Annotated in this window: 17 protein-coding genes and 1 riboswitch; of the genes, 2 read left to right on the top strand and 15 right to left on the bottom strand. The window is 39.1% G+C overall.

Translation table 11 applies throughout. From position 1 onward, the window contains the following. Positions 1-76 precede the first annotated feature (76 nt). Together JSQ81_RS00410 and JSQ81_RS00405 are read right to left on the bottom strand one after the other, a co-directional pair. Positions 77-1,516 carry a RecQ family ATP-dependent DNA helicase gene (locus JSQ81_RS00410; protein WP_212605790.1) on the bottom strand — a complete coding sequence of 480 codons (1,440 nt, stop codon included), beginning with the start codon at positions 1,514-1,516 and terminating at the stop codon, positions 77-79. After that, the gene (locus JSQ81_RS00405; protein WP_212605789.1) at positions 1,492-2,553 is read right to left on the bottom strand and encodes a YpbB family protein; all 1,062 of its coding nucleotides are present in this window, start codon (positions 2,551-2,553) and stop codon (positions 1,492-1,494) included. Before JSQ81_RS00405 ends, JSQ81_RS00410 begins: the two co-directional genes overlap by 25 nt. 111 nt (positions 2,554-2,664) lie before the next feature. On the opposite strand from JSQ81_RS00405, the gene JSQ81_RS00400 reads away from it, so the two are divergent. Then, positions 2,665-2,916, top strand: coding sequence for a 4Fe-4S domain-containing protein (locus JSQ81_RS00400; RefSeq protein ID WP_172369422.1), 252 nt, complete (start codon positions 2,665-2,667; stop codon positions 2,914-2,916). 55 nt (positions 2,917-2,971) lie between these two features. On the opposite strand, the gene JSQ81_RS00395 is transcribed toward JSQ81_RS00400, so the two are convergent. The 12 genes from JSQ81_RS00395 to JSQ81_RS00340 all read right to left on the bottom strand — a co-directional run bounded on the left by JSQ81_RS00395 (position 2,972) and on the right by JSQ81_RS00340 (position 15,154). Next, positions 2,972-3,556, bottom strand: a complete 585-nt coding sequence (locus tag JSQ81_RS00395; RefSeq protein WP_212605788.1) for an ECF transporter S component — start codon at positions 3,554-3,556, stop codon at positions 2,972-2,974. Positions 3,557-3,751: 195 nt separating this feature from the next. Next, a riboswitch (FMN riboswitch) is annotated at positions 3,752-3,885 on the bottom strand. A gap of 81 nt (positions 3,886-3,966) precedes the next feature. Then, positions 3,967-5,217 carry a hypothetical protein gene (locus tag JSQ81_RS00390; protein ID WP_212605787.1) on the bottom strand — a complete coding sequence of 417 codons (1,251 nt, stop codon included), beginning with the start codon at positions 5,215-5,217 and terminating at the stop codon, positions 3,967-3,969. A gap of 6 nt (positions 5,218-5,223) precedes the next feature. Continuing rightward, positions 5,224-5,730, bottom strand: a complete 507-nt coding sequence (locus tag JSQ81_RS00385; RefSeq protein WP_212605786.1) for an RNA polymerase sigma factor SigX — start codon at positions 5,728-5,730, stop codon at positions 5,224-5,226. Positions 5,731-5,781: 51 nt separating this feature from the next. Next, complete coding sequence (locus tag JSQ81_RS00380; protein ID WP_212605785.1) at positions 5,782-7,551, bottom strand: ATP-binding protein; 1,770 nt, start codon at positions 7,549-7,551, stop codon at positions 5,782-5,784. Beyond that, positions 7,548-8,261: a response regulator transcription factor gene (locus JSQ81_RS00375; protein ID WP_212605784.1), complete on the bottom strand. Its 714-nt coding sequence runs from the start codon at positions 8,259-8,261 to the stop codon at positions 7,548-7,550. The genes JSQ81_RS00380 and JSQ81_RS00375 overlap by 4 nt, the downstream gene beginning before the upstream one ends. Before the next feature lie 162 nt (positions 8,262-8,423). Beyond that, positions 8,424-9,608 (bottom strand): c-type cytochrome biogenesis protein CcsB, encoded by a 1,185-nt coding sequence (gene ccsB, locus JSQ81_RS00370; RefSeq protein ID WP_212605783.1) that lies wholly within the window; start codon positions 9,606-9,608, stop codon positions 8,424-8,426. Continuing rightward, positions 9,608-11,257: a cytochrome c biogenesis protein ResB gene (locus JSQ81_RS00365; RefSeq protein ID WP_212605782.1), complete on the bottom strand. Its 1,650-nt coding sequence runs from the start codon at positions 11,255-11,257 to the stop codon at positions 9,608-9,610. Before JSQ81_RS00365 ends, ccsB begins: the two co-directional genes overlap by 1 nt. A 12-nt stretch (positions 11,258-11,269) precedes the next feature. Next, on the bottom strand, positions 11,270-11,821 hold the full coding sequence (resA, locus tag JSQ81_RS00360; protein ID WP_249336593.1) for a thiol-disulfide oxidoreductase ResA: 552 nt from the start codon (positions 11,819-11,821) through the stop codon (positions 11,270-11,272). Positions 11,822-11,919: 98 nt separating this feature from the next. Then, complete coding sequence (locus JSQ81_RS00355) at positions 11,920-12,651, bottom strand: pseudouridine synthase (protein ID WP_212605781.1); 732 nt, start codon at positions 12,649-12,651, stop codon at positions 11,920-11,922. 142 nt (positions 12,652-12,793) lie between these two features. Beyond that, on the bottom strand, positions 12,794-13,792 hold the full coding sequence (locus tag JSQ81_RS00350; protein WP_249336592.1) for a D-alanyl-D-alanine carboxypeptidase family protein: 999 nt from the start codon (positions 13,790-13,792) through the stop codon (positions 12,794-12,796). Beyond that, on the bottom strand, positions 13,789-14,400 hold the full coding sequence (gene scpB, locus JSQ81_RS00345) for an SMC-Scp complex subunit ScpB (protein ID WP_212605780.1): 612 nt from the start codon (positions 14,398-14,400) through the stop codon (positions 13,789-13,791). Before scpB ends, JSQ81_RS00350 begins: the two co-directional genes overlap by 4 nt. Then, entirely contained in the window at positions 14,393-15,154 is a 762-nt protein-coding gene (locus JSQ81_RS00340; RefSeq protein ID WP_212605779.1) for a segregation/condensation protein A, read from the bottom strand. The genes scpB and JSQ81_RS00340 overlap by 8 nt, the downstream gene beginning before the upstream one ends. A 48-nt stretch (positions 15,155-15,202) precedes the next feature. On the opposite strand from JSQ81_RS00340, the gene JSQ81_RS00335 reads away from it, so the two are divergent. Further along, complete coding sequence (locus tag JSQ81_RS00335; protein WP_212605778.1) at positions 15,203-15,718, top strand: DUF309 domain-containing protein; 516 nt, start codon at positions 15,203-15,205, stop codon at positions 15,716-15,718. Between the two features lie 190 nt (positions 15,719-15,908). On the opposite strand, the gene JSQ81_RS00330 is transcribed toward JSQ81_RS00335, so the two are convergent. Then, entirely contained in the window at positions 15,909-16,271 is a 363-nt protein-coding gene (locus tag JSQ81_RS00330) for a GNAT family N-acetyltransferase (protein ID WP_212607493.1), read from the bottom strand. Between the last annotated feature and the right edge of the window lie 7 nt (positions 16,272-16,278).

The raw sequence follows: 16,278 nt of genomic DNA, 5'->3' as shown, positions 1-16,278 counted from the left end.
TTCAAATTCTCCTATCACAATCAAGCTCTCTTTACATTATGACGAAATTTTTGTCAAAAGTAAACGGATGAACTATCTAACTTCCAAGAAGGCCTGCTAATCTATCCGCCCAATTGACTAATTGCCTAGTCGAATTTTCTCGTTTCATCTCGAAAAGCCAATCCTCTTCGCCTATCCCGCATACTGAACAACAAGACGTTGGAGGAGCGGATAGTGTTTCACCATAAAACTTTAAAAGTGATTTTCGAATACAATTTTCTTCTTTAATAATTTGCAAAATACTTTGCAATTGTTTTTCTTTTTCCATGCTTTGTTCTTTTAATTTCAGAATAGCAGCATCAATAGGCATCCTTTCGAGATAGTAATCGATTATCCGTGTACCGGTGTCACTGATTCCTGACAACAGAGCCGCATCATTTTTTGAAGATCCTTCTTTTATCAGATTGAAATAATGGCGAACTTCGGTCTCTGTCGGCAGATCATTTTGTACGATAAAACGGGTTTTCCCGATATCCTCAACCGTAAATAGCAATGTCGCCGAGGATAAATTACCATCTCGGCCAGCACGACCGACTTCTTGCATATACCCTGCAATTGTAGACGGCATATTTTCATGGATAACTTGCCGAACATCATTTTTATGTATGCCCATACCAAAAGCAGTTGTCGCACATATCCAATCAATTTCCCCAGTAATAAACTGTTCTTGAATAAATGCTCGATCTTCTTGTTCCATTCCTGCATGGTACGACGAAATTGATATTCCATGTACTTTCAATTGAAGAGCTAGGTCATCCGCACGTCTTCTTGATGCGACATAAATAATCCCTGGTCCTATGGTGTTTTTGGTTCGTTCAAGAATCCAATCTGTTTTTTCGTTTTCTGAGTTCATTTGTTTTATCGAATATGAAATATTATTTCGATCCAAAGAATGTTTATGAATAGCTGGACTTTCAAGACATAAATAGCGAACAATATCTTGCAGGACTTGGCTGTCAGCTGTTGCAGTTAAAGCCAATATATTCGGTCTATCCAGTTGTTGCAAGAATTCACCAATTCGCAGGTAGTCCGGTCTAAAATCAAATCCCCATTGCGAAATACAATGCGCTTCATCAATGACGATAAATGCGATTGATAGTTTTTTAAATTGCTCGGCGACATTATTTTGCATTAACATTTCCGGTGAAACGAAGATGAATTTATACAACGCCAATTGAGTCATAATTCGTTGCCGATCTTTATAAGCAAGAAAAGAATTGAGAGCCACTACTCGTTTTTCTCCATTTTTTTTCATAATCGCCACTTGATCTTCCATTAAAGCGACCAAAGGCGAAACGATTAAAACTGGACCATTTTTCGTATACGCTGGTAGTTGATAACATAAAGATTTCCCACTGCCTGTAGGCAATATAGCAATTGTGTCCCGATTTGAAATGACATCGCGGATAACTTCTTCTTGTCCCGCTCTAAATTGTTCGAAGCCAAACTTTTTCAACAAGATTGATTTGATATCCACTTTGCCCCTCCTTTTGACCCTGCTCCTAATATGAGCCGGAGTTGAAAATAAGTAAGTGACGGAAACTGTTCCTTTAATAAGCGTAATCTTTTAGTACCCAATTCCCTTGATTTAGCCACCACAGCTTCAATATCAGTTGAAGATACGAACTCTTCCATTGGAAATGATTGATCATTATTCGAAATTTCAACGAAGTGATCTTCAATTGTACTCATTTTCAAATGACGTAATTGTGATATCTCTTGCATCGACATTCCCCGTTCAAATAGTTCTTTGGTTTTACTAGTAGATTCGGTCAGGTAAGTCGACACTTTAATATTTGTTATTATCTCTGTCAAAATCGGATACTGCGAAGATTGGCTGATTGTTTGAAGTAACATATGTAAACTTTCAATATAATACAAGGAAAGTGTAAATGGTTTTATACCCATTTCATCCGATAACTGTTTCCATGTCCATCCGGTGTTCTTAAAACCACCCAAGCGATGTACAAAAATAGTTTTTTGACTATCATTCATGCCGCTTTGTTCAATTGACTGATGGAGTTCTTGAAATAATTGATTGGAAAATGCTTCATCAAAACGCCCTTGTTTAAGTAAGAATTCTTTTACAAATAATTGAACGTCGTAATCATTTTGCATGGGCATAAATGACTTCACACCAGCTCTAAAATAGGACGAAGTTTGAACGATTAAAGAAAGCCTCGAGAAAAAAACATGTTCTCTTCCTCTGTAATCCCACCCATTAAATTGATATAGCGGCAAAGTATGAAGGACTTCTTTCCCCATATTAGTGAGAGAAACGACCTCTTCATTAATCGAAATATACTGGGCTTTTTTCAATTCGGTCACTGCCTCGTCAAATACCTCTATTTGCAATTTCGGCAAGATGCAAAAGAAACCTTTCAAACTATAATACTCGACGTCTTGCAAGGTTTGACCGGACCGCTTTCCGCGTAATAGATGATACCCTGCATAAATTGAACGTTCTCCATCAAGGCGGCTAATAATAGTTAACAGCAAAAATGAGAGATCCAAAATAAAACTTCCTCCCTCCAAATAATAGTATTATGTTGAAAATAGTTGTCTTTATCATTAGAATAGAGACTGTACTTATTTTGTTTGAACGGAGAAAAGAGGAGAGAAACCATGCCTAAATATACAATCGTCGATCAAGACACATGCATTGCATGCGGGGCTTGTGGGGCAGCAGCACCCGATATATACGACTATGACGATGACGGAATCGCATTTGTTATCCTCGATGATAACACGGGAACCGTTGAAGTTCCAGAAGAACTGCTGGAAGATATGGAAGACGGTTTTGAAGGATGTCCAACTGATTCAATTAAAGTAGCAGATGCTCCCTTCGATGGTGATGCATTAAAATATGAAGATTAAAAAGAAGTGCTAAAGCTAGACATATCTAGCTTTAGCACTTCTTTTTTTATTAATATTATTCGGTCATTAACTTAGTACGTTGTTTTTCAATCCACTTTTTCATTCTACTAAATAAAAGAATCGTAAGCGCCATTAAAATTGCACCTTTTATGAAGTTAAACGGCAGGATTCCATAAAAAAGCATAACGTGAAGCGCATCACCTGTAACAGGCGGCATATTTAAAAAGTATGTGTACATGGGCAGGAATACAGCGTAATTTAACAGTGTCATCCCGACAGCCATTGAAACTGTTCCAGCAATTAACCCGGCAATCAAACCTTTTGCGGTACGGAACTTATTAAAAATATAGTAAATCGGTAGGATGAATAACACACCTGTTGTAAAGTTCGCTAGTTCACCAACCGGAACACCAGTAGGGCTTCCGCTCAAGAACCAATGTAAAAGGTTCTTTATGAGTTCCACGGCAATTCCAGCAACCGGACCTAATGTCATGACCGCAAGAACAGCAGGGATTTCACCAAAATCAACCTTTAAAAAAGGCGGTAGTGCCGGCAATGGAAAGTTGAATTGCATCAAAATTGTCGCCACGCTTCCAAGCATTGCGATAATAACCATTCTACGTAACTTATTACTATTCATTTGTTTCCTCTCTCCTTGTTCGATTCACTTCAAAAGAGGAAAGGACGGTTCGCCATTTTTTAATGAAAAACTCCCTAAAGCAAATAAGCTCTAGGGAGTTGTATAAGGCACATTTAAAATACTGACAGGTAGAATATTATTACCCATCATTAAATAGGCACCTCTTTTGTAATTTCACAAAAAAGACGGCCGTACCTTCACCTTCTCCCATCCAGACTATACTGTCGGCTCTGGAATCACACCAGAATCAGCTTTTCAGCTCGCGGGCTCGGAACTCTATGAATTCCATTACCGCCGGTCGGGAATTACACCCTGCCCCGAAGATGAATCAATATTTTATTGTTGTTACATATTAATCATACATAAAAAACAAGGACTTGTAAACTCAATTGTTTACAAGTCCTTGATGCTTACTTTAATAGAAAGGGCAATACGTTAGGTCCGACTGGTATTGGCAATGGCTCATTTAGGTTAAATCCATTCCATTCGACCTGTGAAATATTTTCAAACTGTATTTGCCGATCGAAGCTTGCAGCGGTTAGTACTATGCCGTCGATTAACTGATTGGCTTCTATTTCCGACATTGATAATAGATCCAATGTGCCCTTAAACTTCACCACAGTTACTTCATTTTTTTCTACAACTTCAAATTCCACGTTTGTTGGAATGATTGATGAATAAATATCATTCGGATTAATTTTCATTTCCTCCAAAGCAGTTTCAAGATTTTCATAGCTATAAGAGAAGTTTGAAGATAAGTATTCCTGACCATCCGATTGCTCGAACAAATAATAATTATAATGATTTACACCGCTATTCAATTTCATTGGCTTACTTGGTTCCCCGACTTGGTCAAACTCGACGGCAGTTCCATCTTCATTTTCAAATCTAATTTCCTCGAATCCGAAAAATGTATCCTGTAAAGACCCCAGATAGGTCGATATTGTGCCAGGAGCTATATCATACCCATGTCCGGTAGGTAAAGATTGAACAAGGACATCCCCATCGACTGAAAATGTACCTTTATAAGGGTGATAATCATCGAAACCGAGGGCTTCTTCGTCGATTTGTCCAGCATATTTCATGTACAAATCCAAACTGCTCGGTTCTATGTCACCGAAATCTTCTTTAATTTGGCTATCCGGAATTAAAAATGTAACAGGAATGCTAGCAGCTGCTTCACTTGCCAGACCAAGATGAAACACTGTATATCCCGCTGCATCATTTGGATAAACCGTGGAATGAGACGATGTGTTTTCATCGCCAATCCCATTGCTTACTTCATTCCCCTGATCCATTTCGCTTTCCGCCATTTCTTCCGATTCCCCACCGATTGAACTATCCTCACTACTGAAAACTTGCATATTTTCATTGTCATCTTTGCTCATAATTTTCATACTTGCTTTATCATTTGAATTTGAACTATTATTCTGTAGCATAGATGGAATCAGTAACGTCAACGCCAGAAGTACCGCTGCAGCTACAAAGGCTGGTATAAGGTTTCGTCTGGTATTCCTACTCGGCATTTGCTTAGGCCGTTTCTGCAAACGTTTATCTTGTTTAAGACGCGACAATACATCTTCTTTGGAACGGGTATCTTGGACATCCGGTAAATCATTAAGAAGTTTTTGTATTTTCTCATCGTCCCACTTATTCGTCACTTTTTATCACCTACTTAATTTTTTACGCAACGCACTTATTGCCCTATGTTGCGTAGTCTTAACTTTCCCCTCGCTCCAACCTAGTATTTCGGCTGTATCGGCAATAGAAAGATCATGTATAAACCTCATATGAATGACCATTTTCTGGTCACCCGTACACGTATCAAGGACATTCAAAAGTTCTTTCATTTCCTCATTTAAAACAACAAGATTATCTGGAAGTATTTCTGTTGATACCAATTCACTTTTCTCCCAGTCGAATTTGTCAAATGAATGTTTTCTGCGAACTGAATTTTTTCTGTAGTGGTCTATCGCAACATTTTTAGCGATTGAAAAGAGCCACGTTTTTTCAGAACTTTTCCCCTCGAAACCGGAATAGGCTCTCAGAACTCTAACGTAGACCTCATGCATTAAATCCTCGGCCTGATCGCGGTCTCTTATCAAATAAATAAGAAACCGAAACACATCGTTATGGTACTGTTCATATAACCGGTTAAAAACGGAGTCGTCCATTAAATCCCCCCGTTCATTCTATTAGTCGTCTAACTTTACAAAAAGTTACACTTATTTCAAAGGCAAAGTAACTGTCATTACGGTTCCTTTCTCTTCTCCCCTAGAAGCCGTAATAACCCCGCCGTGCGAATCAATTATGTTTTTTGCAATGGCTAAGCCAAGCCCCGTACCGCCTTTTCCACGGGTTCTTGCTTTATCAACTTTATAGAAACGTTCGAATATGAAAGGTAAGTCTTCTTCTGAAATTCCATCTCCGGTGTCAGAAACAGTAATTTTGCACATATCTCTATACCTTTCGACATGCACGATCACACATCCTTTATCTGGAGTATGTCGAATGGCATTATCTATGAGATTTGTTACAACTTGTTCAATCCGATCCGCATCTAACTCAGCCCAAAGCTCATTTTCAGAAAAGTTGAGCTGTAAATCCACATTTGATTCTCGTGCAACTTGTGTAAACTTGTTCGCAATACGAGTAATAAAAGGAATAACGGAAACATCATATTTATACAGCGTCATATGCCCGGATTCCATTCTTGCTAAATCGAGTAAATCTGTAACGAGCCGGCCCATTCGAAGGGATTCTTCGTGGATGATTTGAATCATTTCATCCCGTTCTTCGTCATTCCTTGTCACGCCATCTAATATCGCTTCACTATACCCTTGCAACATGGAAATCGGGGTTCGAAGCTCATGCGACACGTTTGCAATAAAGTCGGAACGCAGCTTATCTAACTGATGTTGCGCCGTCATATCTCGTAGAACCGCGACAGCACCCCGAATGTCTTCTCCGCTATATAAAGGACTGATGGATATCGTGTAAAATTGATTATTGAGTTCTAATTCATCTTCCACTTCTTCCGAAAATGTTATCGAGTGGTCTAACATATGCAAAAGCTCCGGAGGTACTGATTCATTTTTAGCATCATTGGCAAAAAACCATTTTTGCAATAGCTTTTCTGCTTGCGGATTGCTTAAAAGAATCGTACCATCACGATTAAATGTGATGACGGCATCGGCCATCGACGTTAAGATACTTGATAATTGTTCTTTTTCCTGACTAATTAACTCCACATGATATTTTAATTGTCGGCCCATCTGATTGAATGCGGTTGCAAGCTGTCCGATTTCATCACTTTGAAGAGATGGAAGACGTGTATCAAAATTCCCCTTTGATAATTCCAATGCTGCTTGTCGCATTTTTCGAAGTGGAGAAGTAATTTTGGTCGATAAGAAAAACGCAAAAATAGTCGTTAAGATAAAAGCAATAAAAGCTGAAAGAAAGACAATGTTCGTCGTTCTTTTCATTGTCGCCTTTATGGCATCAAGACTTTGATAAATAAAGACCGTGCCGCGAACGCCTGATTCTGTCATATATGAGGTTTCTAGCACGATGTATTGTTCAATGACCCCTTCTTCCTTTACTGAAGGCATCATCATTTCTTTTAAAACTTGTTTAGTTGACCCGGAATTAGTCGCCAACGTAGAATTGGAAAGAATCTTATTTTCGATTCTTTCCTTGTTTAACCCATTATGAAAAGAATGTATGATTGTTCCACTAGTATCCGTTATAATTGCATTTGTTTCTTCATCTAAAATATCATGTATAAGTAGTGGTATTAATGGACGATCATCATGATCCAACACGATTTTCTCAATCATTGTTGCTTCTCTAATTAGTGAATCTTCGGCTTGCTCCTTATGAAAGTTCCCTAAAAACTCTAAAAGCAATGCTGTGACAATAAACAAAATAAAAGTAACGAGAAGCAATATGGTTGCCCATAGCTTCCCGACTATTGAATTCCATATTCGATTCATTCGATTGCCTCAAATTTATAGCCGACTCCCCAAACAGTAACAATCATTTTCGCTGCGCTTTCAGAGACGCGACTAAGTTTTTCACGGAGCCTTTTCACATGTGTATCAACAGTCCGCAAATCGCCAAAGAACTCATAATGCCAAACCTCTTTTAAGAGTTGCTCTCTATCGAATACTTTATCCGGTGATTTGGCTAAGAAGTATAATAACTCATACTCTTTTGGCGTTAGATTCACTTCCTGACCTTCCGCGGTGACACGATGTGCATCATTGTCAATTGTTAATTGTGGAAATACGACAAGGTCTTTCGATGTCGTTGCTGTTGCACCTTGAATCGTAGTAGATCTTCTTAATACCGCTTTCACGCGAAGGATTACTTCCCGTGGGCTGAAGGGCTTTACGATATAATCATCTGCGCCTGTTTCAAAGCCAGTAACGCGGTCGGATTCTTCCCCCTTGGCTGTTAGCATCATAATCGGTGTCATGTTCTTTTGGTCGCGCAATTCTTTTAATACTTCAAGACCATCTTTTTCTGGCATCATATGGTCTAATAATATACATGCATAATCATTTTCCACGGCTTTTTCAAGAGCCTCGGCTCCGTCAACGGCTTCATCGACGGTGTATCCTTCGCGAGTTAAATACATGTTCAAAAGACGACGGATTCGATCCTCATCGTCGACCACTAATATCGAAATATTTTCTTCCATGGATATTTACCCCTTTCAACGTACTACTCAATTATATTCTACAATTATATCAGTAAAATTTAAAAAACAAAAGCGGAGGCCGCCAACACGAGGGACTGGTGCCTGTAGTTGGATGCAAAAAGACTGCATGGACATTCAATAATCCATGCAGTCTATATTTATTTATGCGTAGGAATGCAATCCTGCAAGGATTAAGTTTACAGCAATTAAGTTAAACATAATGATAATAAATCCAATTACTGCAAGCCAAGCAGACTTTTCGCCTTCCCATCCGCGCGATAAGCGTAAATGTAGAAATGCTGCATAAAAGAGCCAAGTAATGAGCGCCCAAACTTCTTTAGGATCCCATCCCCAAAATCTAGACCATGCCTCGTGCGCCCAAATCATCGCAAATACCAAGGCGCCAAGTGTAAATACAGGGAAACCTATTAACACGGATCTATAGCCGATCTCGTCCATTAAACGCGTATTTGCTTTTTTGGCGAACGGCTGAAATAATGTCGCGATCGGTCGACGAATTATCAGTCGCAACAACAGATATAGTACTATTCCTGTTGCCAATGACCAAACAAAAGTAGTCAATGTTTTCGCATTGACGATAGCAGGCATTTCAAATAGCGGCGTCATTGCATCAGGCGTGAGTGCTTCATATTCATTCATACCAAATAACGGTGGATAAATATATTCGATTTTAGCCGGATCTCCATTTTTGTCGACGTATGTAAACTCAGCCTCATTCCCCATAACTGAAAACACGGTAGATGAAAGAATGAAACCGACTACCAAGACTATCGTGAATATAACGGATTCCAACCAAAAACGTTGTTTGGATTTCTTTGTTAAGTCAGTTACTTTCAATAGTAAAACAAGTCCTGCGACCGCACTGATTGCTAGAATCGCTTCGCCAATTACTACTGTAATAACATGAACTGTTAACCAATAACTTTTAAGAGCTGGGATAAGCGGCGTAATTTCCGTAGGGAACATGCTTGCATATCCGATAATGACTACGGCAATCGGCAAAGCGAATAAACCGAGTGACGGTGTTCTATACATATAAAACAGCAAAATGAATGCCCCGACGATCATCATTCCAAATGCGGTCACAAATTCGAACATATTACTGACCGGTGCATGTCCCGAAGCAATCCATCGCGTTATAAAATAACCTAGATGTGTAAGAAACCCAATGATCGTAATGGTAATCCCGATATTTCCCCATTTACTGTTTTTATATGCCTTTTCTGTTTTTGCGCCTTTTACAGCTCCTCCGAAGAAGAGTGTTGCAACTAAATAGGCGATAAATGAGACTAGAAGTAAGTTTGAGCTCAATGATGCAAAATCCATTAGTTAAAGTCCCCTTCCTCGTCGTCCAATTTGGACTCAGTATCTTCACGGTCTTCATATTCAGGCAAGTCCGCGTGTTCTTGTACTTGCTCAATCTCTTTTCTTAATGCGAACCAGTTTTTATTTGTATGGCTGGCAAGGAGAATTTCATTTCCTTCCCCTTTTTGAATCCAAATTCGTCTATGATTCCAGTAAGAGCCTTGCGAGACACCAATCATGAAAACAATTCCGCCGAACAATAATATGTACAGTGTTCGGTCCTTACGAATCGTCAAACCCGATATATCACGTGTTTCAGCACTTAAGAAATTTGCCTTGTAATCATTTTCTTCAGTTTCAAGTGTTTGTCGAATTGCAACGAAACTCATTTCACCTTCTGGTTTTTCGGGTGTTATCATTTTGAATATAAAAGCAGGATTATTTGGAATTGGAGATTTCGAATGCGGTTCTCCGTCCTTGATACCATCATAATCCGGATAATATTCTTTAATCTCGACTATTGCACCATTTTCAAGTTCGTATTTATCTTCGGGATTTATTAGATCAATTTTAAATTCACCAAGTGATTCTTCCGTTGCTTTTTCAGTCAATTGAAAAGTCATCGATTTTAATTCATCTAACCGGAAATCCATCTGAAAAATACTATACCCATCAAACGTTAATGGATGGTTGACGATGATTGACTCATCTTTAACGAATTCAATATTCTCAGTTTGTCCTGGGAGAGCATCATCAGCATTTTTGTATAATGAGACGTCAGTCTGATAATTCTTTGCAATCATGCCCACACGTTCAAGAGCTGTGCTGAACACTTCATCGTCTTCTTCTATTGAATAGTTTTCAATTGTAAAACCATTGTTTTCAATATAATATCCGGGCGCGCCAGGTATTTCCAATGTCTCGCCTTCTCGAATCCAAAGCGTTTCATCGACATAAAACCCGGGGATTCCACGAAGTAAAATTGCGCTTAAGAAAATAATAAGTCCAGTATGATTAACATAAGGGCCCCATCTTGAAAAACGGTTTTTTTCCGCCAAAATTGCACCGTCTTCTATTTTAACATTATAACGAAGATTCTTTAGTTTCTCCGCTGCCTTGTTAATAGACTCATCTGCGTCATTAACTGGTCCGATACCATATATTCGCTGACGTTTCATAAAGGATGGATGGCGTTTCGTCCGTTGTTTTTTCAATGATTTATAAAGAGGAATAACTCTATCAACACTTGCAATGATAATAGAAGTTCCAAGCATTCCAACTAGCGTGATGAACCACCAACTGTTATACATATCATGAAAACCGAGCTTGTAATAGATGACGCCAAAAAAGCCGTATAAACGCTCATAATAATCTCCCAATTCGGCATCGCTGACAGGGACGTATAATTTTTGTGGGAATATCGTACCTATCGCCGAGGTTACAAGAACAGCGATAATTATACTGATTCCAATTTTAACACTTGAAAAGAAGTTCCATATTTTATCAATGATTGTTCTTTTATACGTCTGAGATCTACGCGCTGAACCTTCATAACGCATATCCACTGTTTCACTTTGAATTGCCTCTTCAGTTTGCGGTCTTCCACATCGCTCACAAAGCACCGTGCCAAATGGATTTTCATGACCGCACTGGCATTTGATTTTGCTCATTTTATAGACTCCTTAATTGGGATCGGGTTGAATGCTTTCCATTAATGAGCGGATCTCATCTTCCGACATTCCCCTCGTTATTATATCTTTAATAATCCCATCTTTATTAATCAGGATTGTAGTTGGGAGCGGCATGACGTTGTATGCGCGTCTCACGCTCTCGTCTGGATCTCTGGCAATTGGAAACGTCAATCCAAATTGGTCCCTGAACGTCTCTGCCTTTAATCGGGTATCTTTAATATTAATCGCCAATATGTGAACGCCTTTTCCTTCAAACTCTTTATACTGGTTTTCCATAAACGGCATTTCTGTTTTGCATGGACCGCACCAGGAACCCCAGAAGTTAAGAAAAACCCCTTCACCTTTATAATCAGATAGGCGATGTTTATTTCCTTCTAGATCAACAAGCTCAAAGTCAGGCGCTTTATCACCAACCGCTAATACTTTCACTTTATCACGCGTAACAATTGCGAATACAATTGCAACGGCAAGAACTAAAAGAACGATTGTCCGAATGACAAGGCGCTTTTTTCTATTAGCAGCCATTCGATTCGCTTTTGACATTTTCTAACCCCCAAACCAATAATCTTATTCCATTATAACAAACGAATATCTTCATTCTTTAACTATTAATGAAATAACTGTGAACAGATTCAAAACAATTATCCTATTTTACCGGTTTCCGCAAGCACGCGTAATTGTTTTACTTCATGGATTGTTAACTCTCTAGCTTCTCCCGCATTTAATCCTCGAGTCGATAAAATGCCGAATTCTTCTCGTGTCAAACTTTCAACAGGACAACCAATCGCATCAAACATGCGGCGAACTTGTCGATTTCTACCTTCATGAATCGTAATTTCAACAATTGCGGTTTGCGTTTTCTTATCCATCGATTGCATTTTCACATTCGCCGGTGCAGTCATTCCATCTTCAAGTTCTATCCCGCGTTCAAGTTTACGTAAATTCTCTCTAGAAGGAATTCCTTTTACTTTTGCAATATATTGTTTCTTGATCTCGAATTTTGGATGCGTCATTAAATATGAAAAATCTCCATCGTTTGTTAGGATGATAGCGCCCGAAGTATCATAATCGAGTCGCCCTACTGGATAAATTCGTTTTTCAATATGCGGGAAAAAGTCCACAACGGTTTTTCTGCCTTTCTCATCATTCGCCGTTGAAATAACCCCTCTTGGTTTATACAGAAGATAATAAACATTTTCTTCCTTGACGATTTGAATCCCTTCTACCTCGACTTGATCAGTGGATGAGACTCTCGTTCCTAACTCAGTTACAACAACGCCATTTACTTTTACTTTCCCATTAACAATTAGTTCCTCTGATTTTCTTCTAGAAGCAACCCCCGCTTGGGCCATCACTTTTTGCAATCTTTCCATTTTGTTCACTCCGTCCTACGTACTGAGAAAAATTATGTCATACTTTACGCCAAATTAAAAGAAGACTGTCCTATTAATAAGTCAGTCTTCCTACTATCGCCATATTTCTGACGCAATTATTCAATTGTAGTCGTATTTTCTTCTATCTGGTAAGTAGTATTTCCGAAGTGATCAACGGGTTATTATCAAAATAAACCGTCCATCTTCCAATACTAGTCTTGTTTTCTCCGCGAGGAATGCGGAGAATATGTGAAACATTACTTTTTTCACCTTTTTTCAACAGTAGTTTTATCGGCTTATCAAGTTCCCCTTCCATACCCGGAAGAATTGAATACCTTCCTTTTTTCGCAACGGTTACTAACTCATAATTAGAAAACGTACTTTCAGATAATTGACGATGCGTATTCCAATCGTTCCCGTCATTTAAGGTTACAACAATTATCTTTTTCCCGTCTTTTTCAAAGTATGTGACCAGTGTACGACCCGCCATTTTGGTAAACCCTGTTTTACCAGCAATTGCTGTCTCATTAGAACGTACCAATCGATGTTTATTTTGCCAACTGTAATTTTCATTTTTAAGTTGATAATTGTAGGTATGAGTTGACGCGATTTTTTTGAAGGTTTCATTTTGCATTGCATGATACATCATTAAAGCCGTGTCATATGCAGTTGATAAATGCAATTCATTGTGAAGACCCGATGGATTTGTAAAGACAGTATCGTTAAGTCCATATAAGAGTGCGTTGTCATTCATTAAATCGACGAACCCTTGAAGCGAGCCACCTGCATGTTCAGCGAGCGCATAAGCCGCGTCATTCCCAGACCGAAGCATTAGACCGTATAACAGTCCTTCGACGTCAGCTGTCACGCCTTGCTTCATATAGATAGACGATCCTTCAGCGGATGCAGCCTCCGGTGAAATCGTCGTGAATCCTAGCGGAGCACCACTTTCCAAAACCGTAAAAGCTGTCCATATTTTTGTTAAACTGGCGATAGGCAGTCGAACATGTTCATTCGATCCCGAGAGCAATCTTCCCGTATCAGCATCAATCACAACCCAAGCATCACGCGCACTGGCTTCTTTTCCGCCCGCAAATAAAACGATTGTTGCAAATAGAATCATTGCAATTGCACGTTTCAAGTAGTGTTTCCTCCTCCATCATTTTCAACTCTGAATGCTTCTTGAAATTGTGTCATAAATAAATCGGTATTACCGTCATTGTCGTCCTCTTCCACTGTTAGAGGTGGCAACCCTTCTATTGACTCCAACCCGAATCGATCTAAAAATAATTTCGTCGTACCATATAAAATCGCCCGCCCCGTGCCTTCCGAGCGGCCCATCTCCATTATTAACCCCCTTGATATTAGTGTATGTATTGGACCTTCTGATTTAACACCACGAAGATCATCGATTTCAACTCGAGTTACGGGTTGTTTATAAGCGATAATGGCTAACACCTCAAGGGATGCCTTTGTAATTGACTGGGGTGATGGGTTTTCAAGTAATCGTTTAATACTGTCGGCAAATTCCGCTTTAGTTACAAGCCTGTACGAACCGCCGAACTGTTTTAATGTAATGCCTCTTTCAACTTGTCCTTCATAATTTTCAAGCAAGCTGGTAAGTGCTTGCTTTACCTTTGCTTCACTTTGTTCCGTAACTGTGGTTAATTGCTTAATCGTTAATCCTTCATCACCAGCTATAAATAAAAAACTTTCAATCATTCCTTGTAAACTTTTCCCTTCATCCATGGGATTCTTCACCATCTTTCACGTACGATACAATTAGATTTGCAAAGTTATTACTTTGCTCGACGTTGACGTCACCCCTTAACATTAATTCGAGTACTGACATGAAGGTGACAACAAGTTCACCAGTATCTCCTTCTTCAAAAAGCGTGTGAAAATCACAACGACCGCCATTAACGACCAGCCGCCCCATTATTTCATCCATCTTTTCGCCGACAGACAGCTCTGTTTTGGTTATACTAGCGGAGAGAGGAGCTCTTAGTCGGTTTCGATCGATCATTTTTTGAAAAGCACCAATCAAATCGAATACATTCAAATTTTCTTCCAATCCCACTGATACGATTTCACCAAACTGTGAAAGATCCCCGGGCGATTTCGTGAAATAGTCCAATCGATTATCCGCTGCTTCTTTTAAGCTAGTAGCAGCTTCCTTATACTTTCGATACTCGATTAATCGCGCGACGAGTTCATCACGCGGATCATCTTCCATATCGAAATCAGCATCGTCGCCGAAATCTTCGCCTTCATGGATTGGAAGTAACATTTTGCTTTTAATTTCAATAAGCGTCGCAGCCAGCACTAGATATTCACTTAGTTCGTCAAGTCGAAGTACGCGCATCGCATGGATATGCTCCATGTACTGATCAGTTAATTCAGACATGGGTATATCATAGATATCTATTTCTAAACGATTTATTAAATGCAATAATAAATCTAAGGGTCCTTCAAAAACATCTAGTCGCACTTTATAGATCAAACCGCTTCACCTGCCAATCAACTAATATTATAAAAAAGGAATGAAATAATGAAACCATTATATAATCCATTGTTTGTAAAGTTTATTGTTTATTTCAATGAGAATCAAGACTTTTTTGAATGCCATGAAGTTCTCGAAGAGTATTGGAAAGACTTTCCTGATAGAACAAAAGAACATCCACTCGTCGGTTATATCTTACTAGCAACTGCAATGTATCACTGGCGTAGAGGAAATACAATTGGCGCCGGCCGCTCTTTAAAGAAAGCAATTAGCAGACTTGAAAAAGTCAGTCAAGCCCATCCCGGATTTTCTGAAGGAATCAATATTGATAGTCTATTAAAAAATAGTACGCATGCCTATCAACAAATTAAAAACGAAAAGCCGTTTTCAACATTTCCAATTGAAATAACATCCCCAAAGATCCAAGCCCTAAACAATGAAATCAAACCAACAATGGATTTGCTCCCATACGGAAGCGATGATGTCATTCATAAACATATGCTTAGAGATCGTTCGGATATTCTTAAGGAACGAGAAAAGCGTAAGCGCCAAGGAAGGATGTAATTCAATCCTTCCCCTTAGACCCGACAGGCACAAGACACTTTGCGAGGAGGCAGCTCCTCAGCCACCAAAGAAGGATTGAACTTTATCCTTCACCCACAGCAAAGTGACTTGTGACCCGAGGGGTTAGGCGCTAAGGAAGGATGTTCCATCCTTCCCCCTAGACACGGGATAAAAAAAAGGAGGGCAGACTTTAGTCAGCTCCTCCTTCTTTCGAAATGAATCTTTTTAAAAAGTCATCCGTCTCATCTGTACTTAAACATTCCTTATCGGGGAATTGCTCTTGTATTCTCTCAACAATCGCTTTACCAATCCCCTCGCCTCGGAATGACGGGTTTACAGAAAGATGATGCAAAGTATAAGTATCATCGTCAATTTCAATTCCAAGGAGACCTATGAAGTCTTCTCCTTTTTTCCAAAGATATAACTGCCAATCATCTTCTGTTTCATATTTTTGGATTGTTTCTTGTAATGCTTTCACACTATGTTCACCAGGCATATATGAAAGTAGGCCCATCGCAATCTTTTCATAGGTTTTCTTGTAACGTATAAGCATCAATGTG

Origin of the sequence: Sporosarcina sp. Marseille-Q4063, from assembly GCF_018309085.1 — a bacterium.
In the GTDB taxonomy this organism is placed as follows: domain Bacteria; phylum Bacillota; class Bacilli; order Bacillales_A; family Planococcaceae; genus Sporosarcina.
The sequence above is the reverse complement of the archived record's forward strand: the minus strand, read 5'-3'. Positions and strand labels throughout refer to the sequence as shown.

Bases quoted from the DNA above. Each gene is read 5' to 3' on its own strand.
- scpB (WP_212605780.1), bottom strand. From the start codon at position 14,400: ATGGATGAAGGGAAAAGTTTACAAGGAATGATTGAAAGTTTTTTATTT.
- resA (WP_249336593.1), bottom strand. From the start codon at position 11,821: ATGTCAAAAGCGAATCGAATGGCTGCTAATAGAAAAAAGCGCCTTGTC.
- JSQ81_RS00355 (WP_212605781.1), bottom strand. From the start codon at position 12,651: ATGGAAAGATTGCAAAAAGTGATGGCCCAAGCGGGGGTTGCTTCTAGA.
- JSQ81_RS00400 (WP_172369422.1), top strand. From the start codon at position 2,665: ATGCCTAAATATACAATCGTCGATCAAGACACATGCATTGCATGCGGG.
- JSQ81_RS00335 (WP_212605778.1), top strand. From the start codon at position 15,203: ATGAAACCATTATATAATCCATTGTTTGTAAAGTTTATTGTTTATTTC.
- JSQ81_RS00330 (WP_212607493.1), bottom strand. From the start codon at position 16,271: ATGCTTATACGTTACAAGAAAACCTATGAAAAGATTGCGATGGGCCTA.
- JSQ81_RS00375 (WP_212605784.1), bottom strand. From the start codon at position 8,261: ATGGAAGAAAATATTTCGATATTAGTGGTCGACGATGAGGATCGAATC.
- JSQ81_RS00385 (WP_212605786.1), bottom strand. From the start codon at position 5,730: ATGGACGACTCCGTTTTTAACCGGTTATATGAACAGTACCATAACGAT.
- JSQ81_RS00380 (WP_212605785.1), bottom strand. From the start codon at position 7,551: ATGAATCGAATATGGAATTCAATAGTCGGGAAGCTATGGGCAACCATA.
- JSQ81_RS00395 (WP_212605788.1), bottom strand. From the start codon at position 3,556: ATGAATAGTAATAAGTTACGTAGAATGGTTATTATCGCAATGCTTGGA.
- ccsB (WP_212605783.1), bottom strand. From the start codon at position 9,608: ATGGATTTTGCATCATTGAGCTCAAACTTACTTCTAGTCTCATTTATC.
- JSQ81_RS00365 (WP_212605782.1), bottom strand. From the start codon at position 11,257: ATGAGCAAAATCAAATGCCAGTGCGGTCATGAAAATCCATTTGGCACG.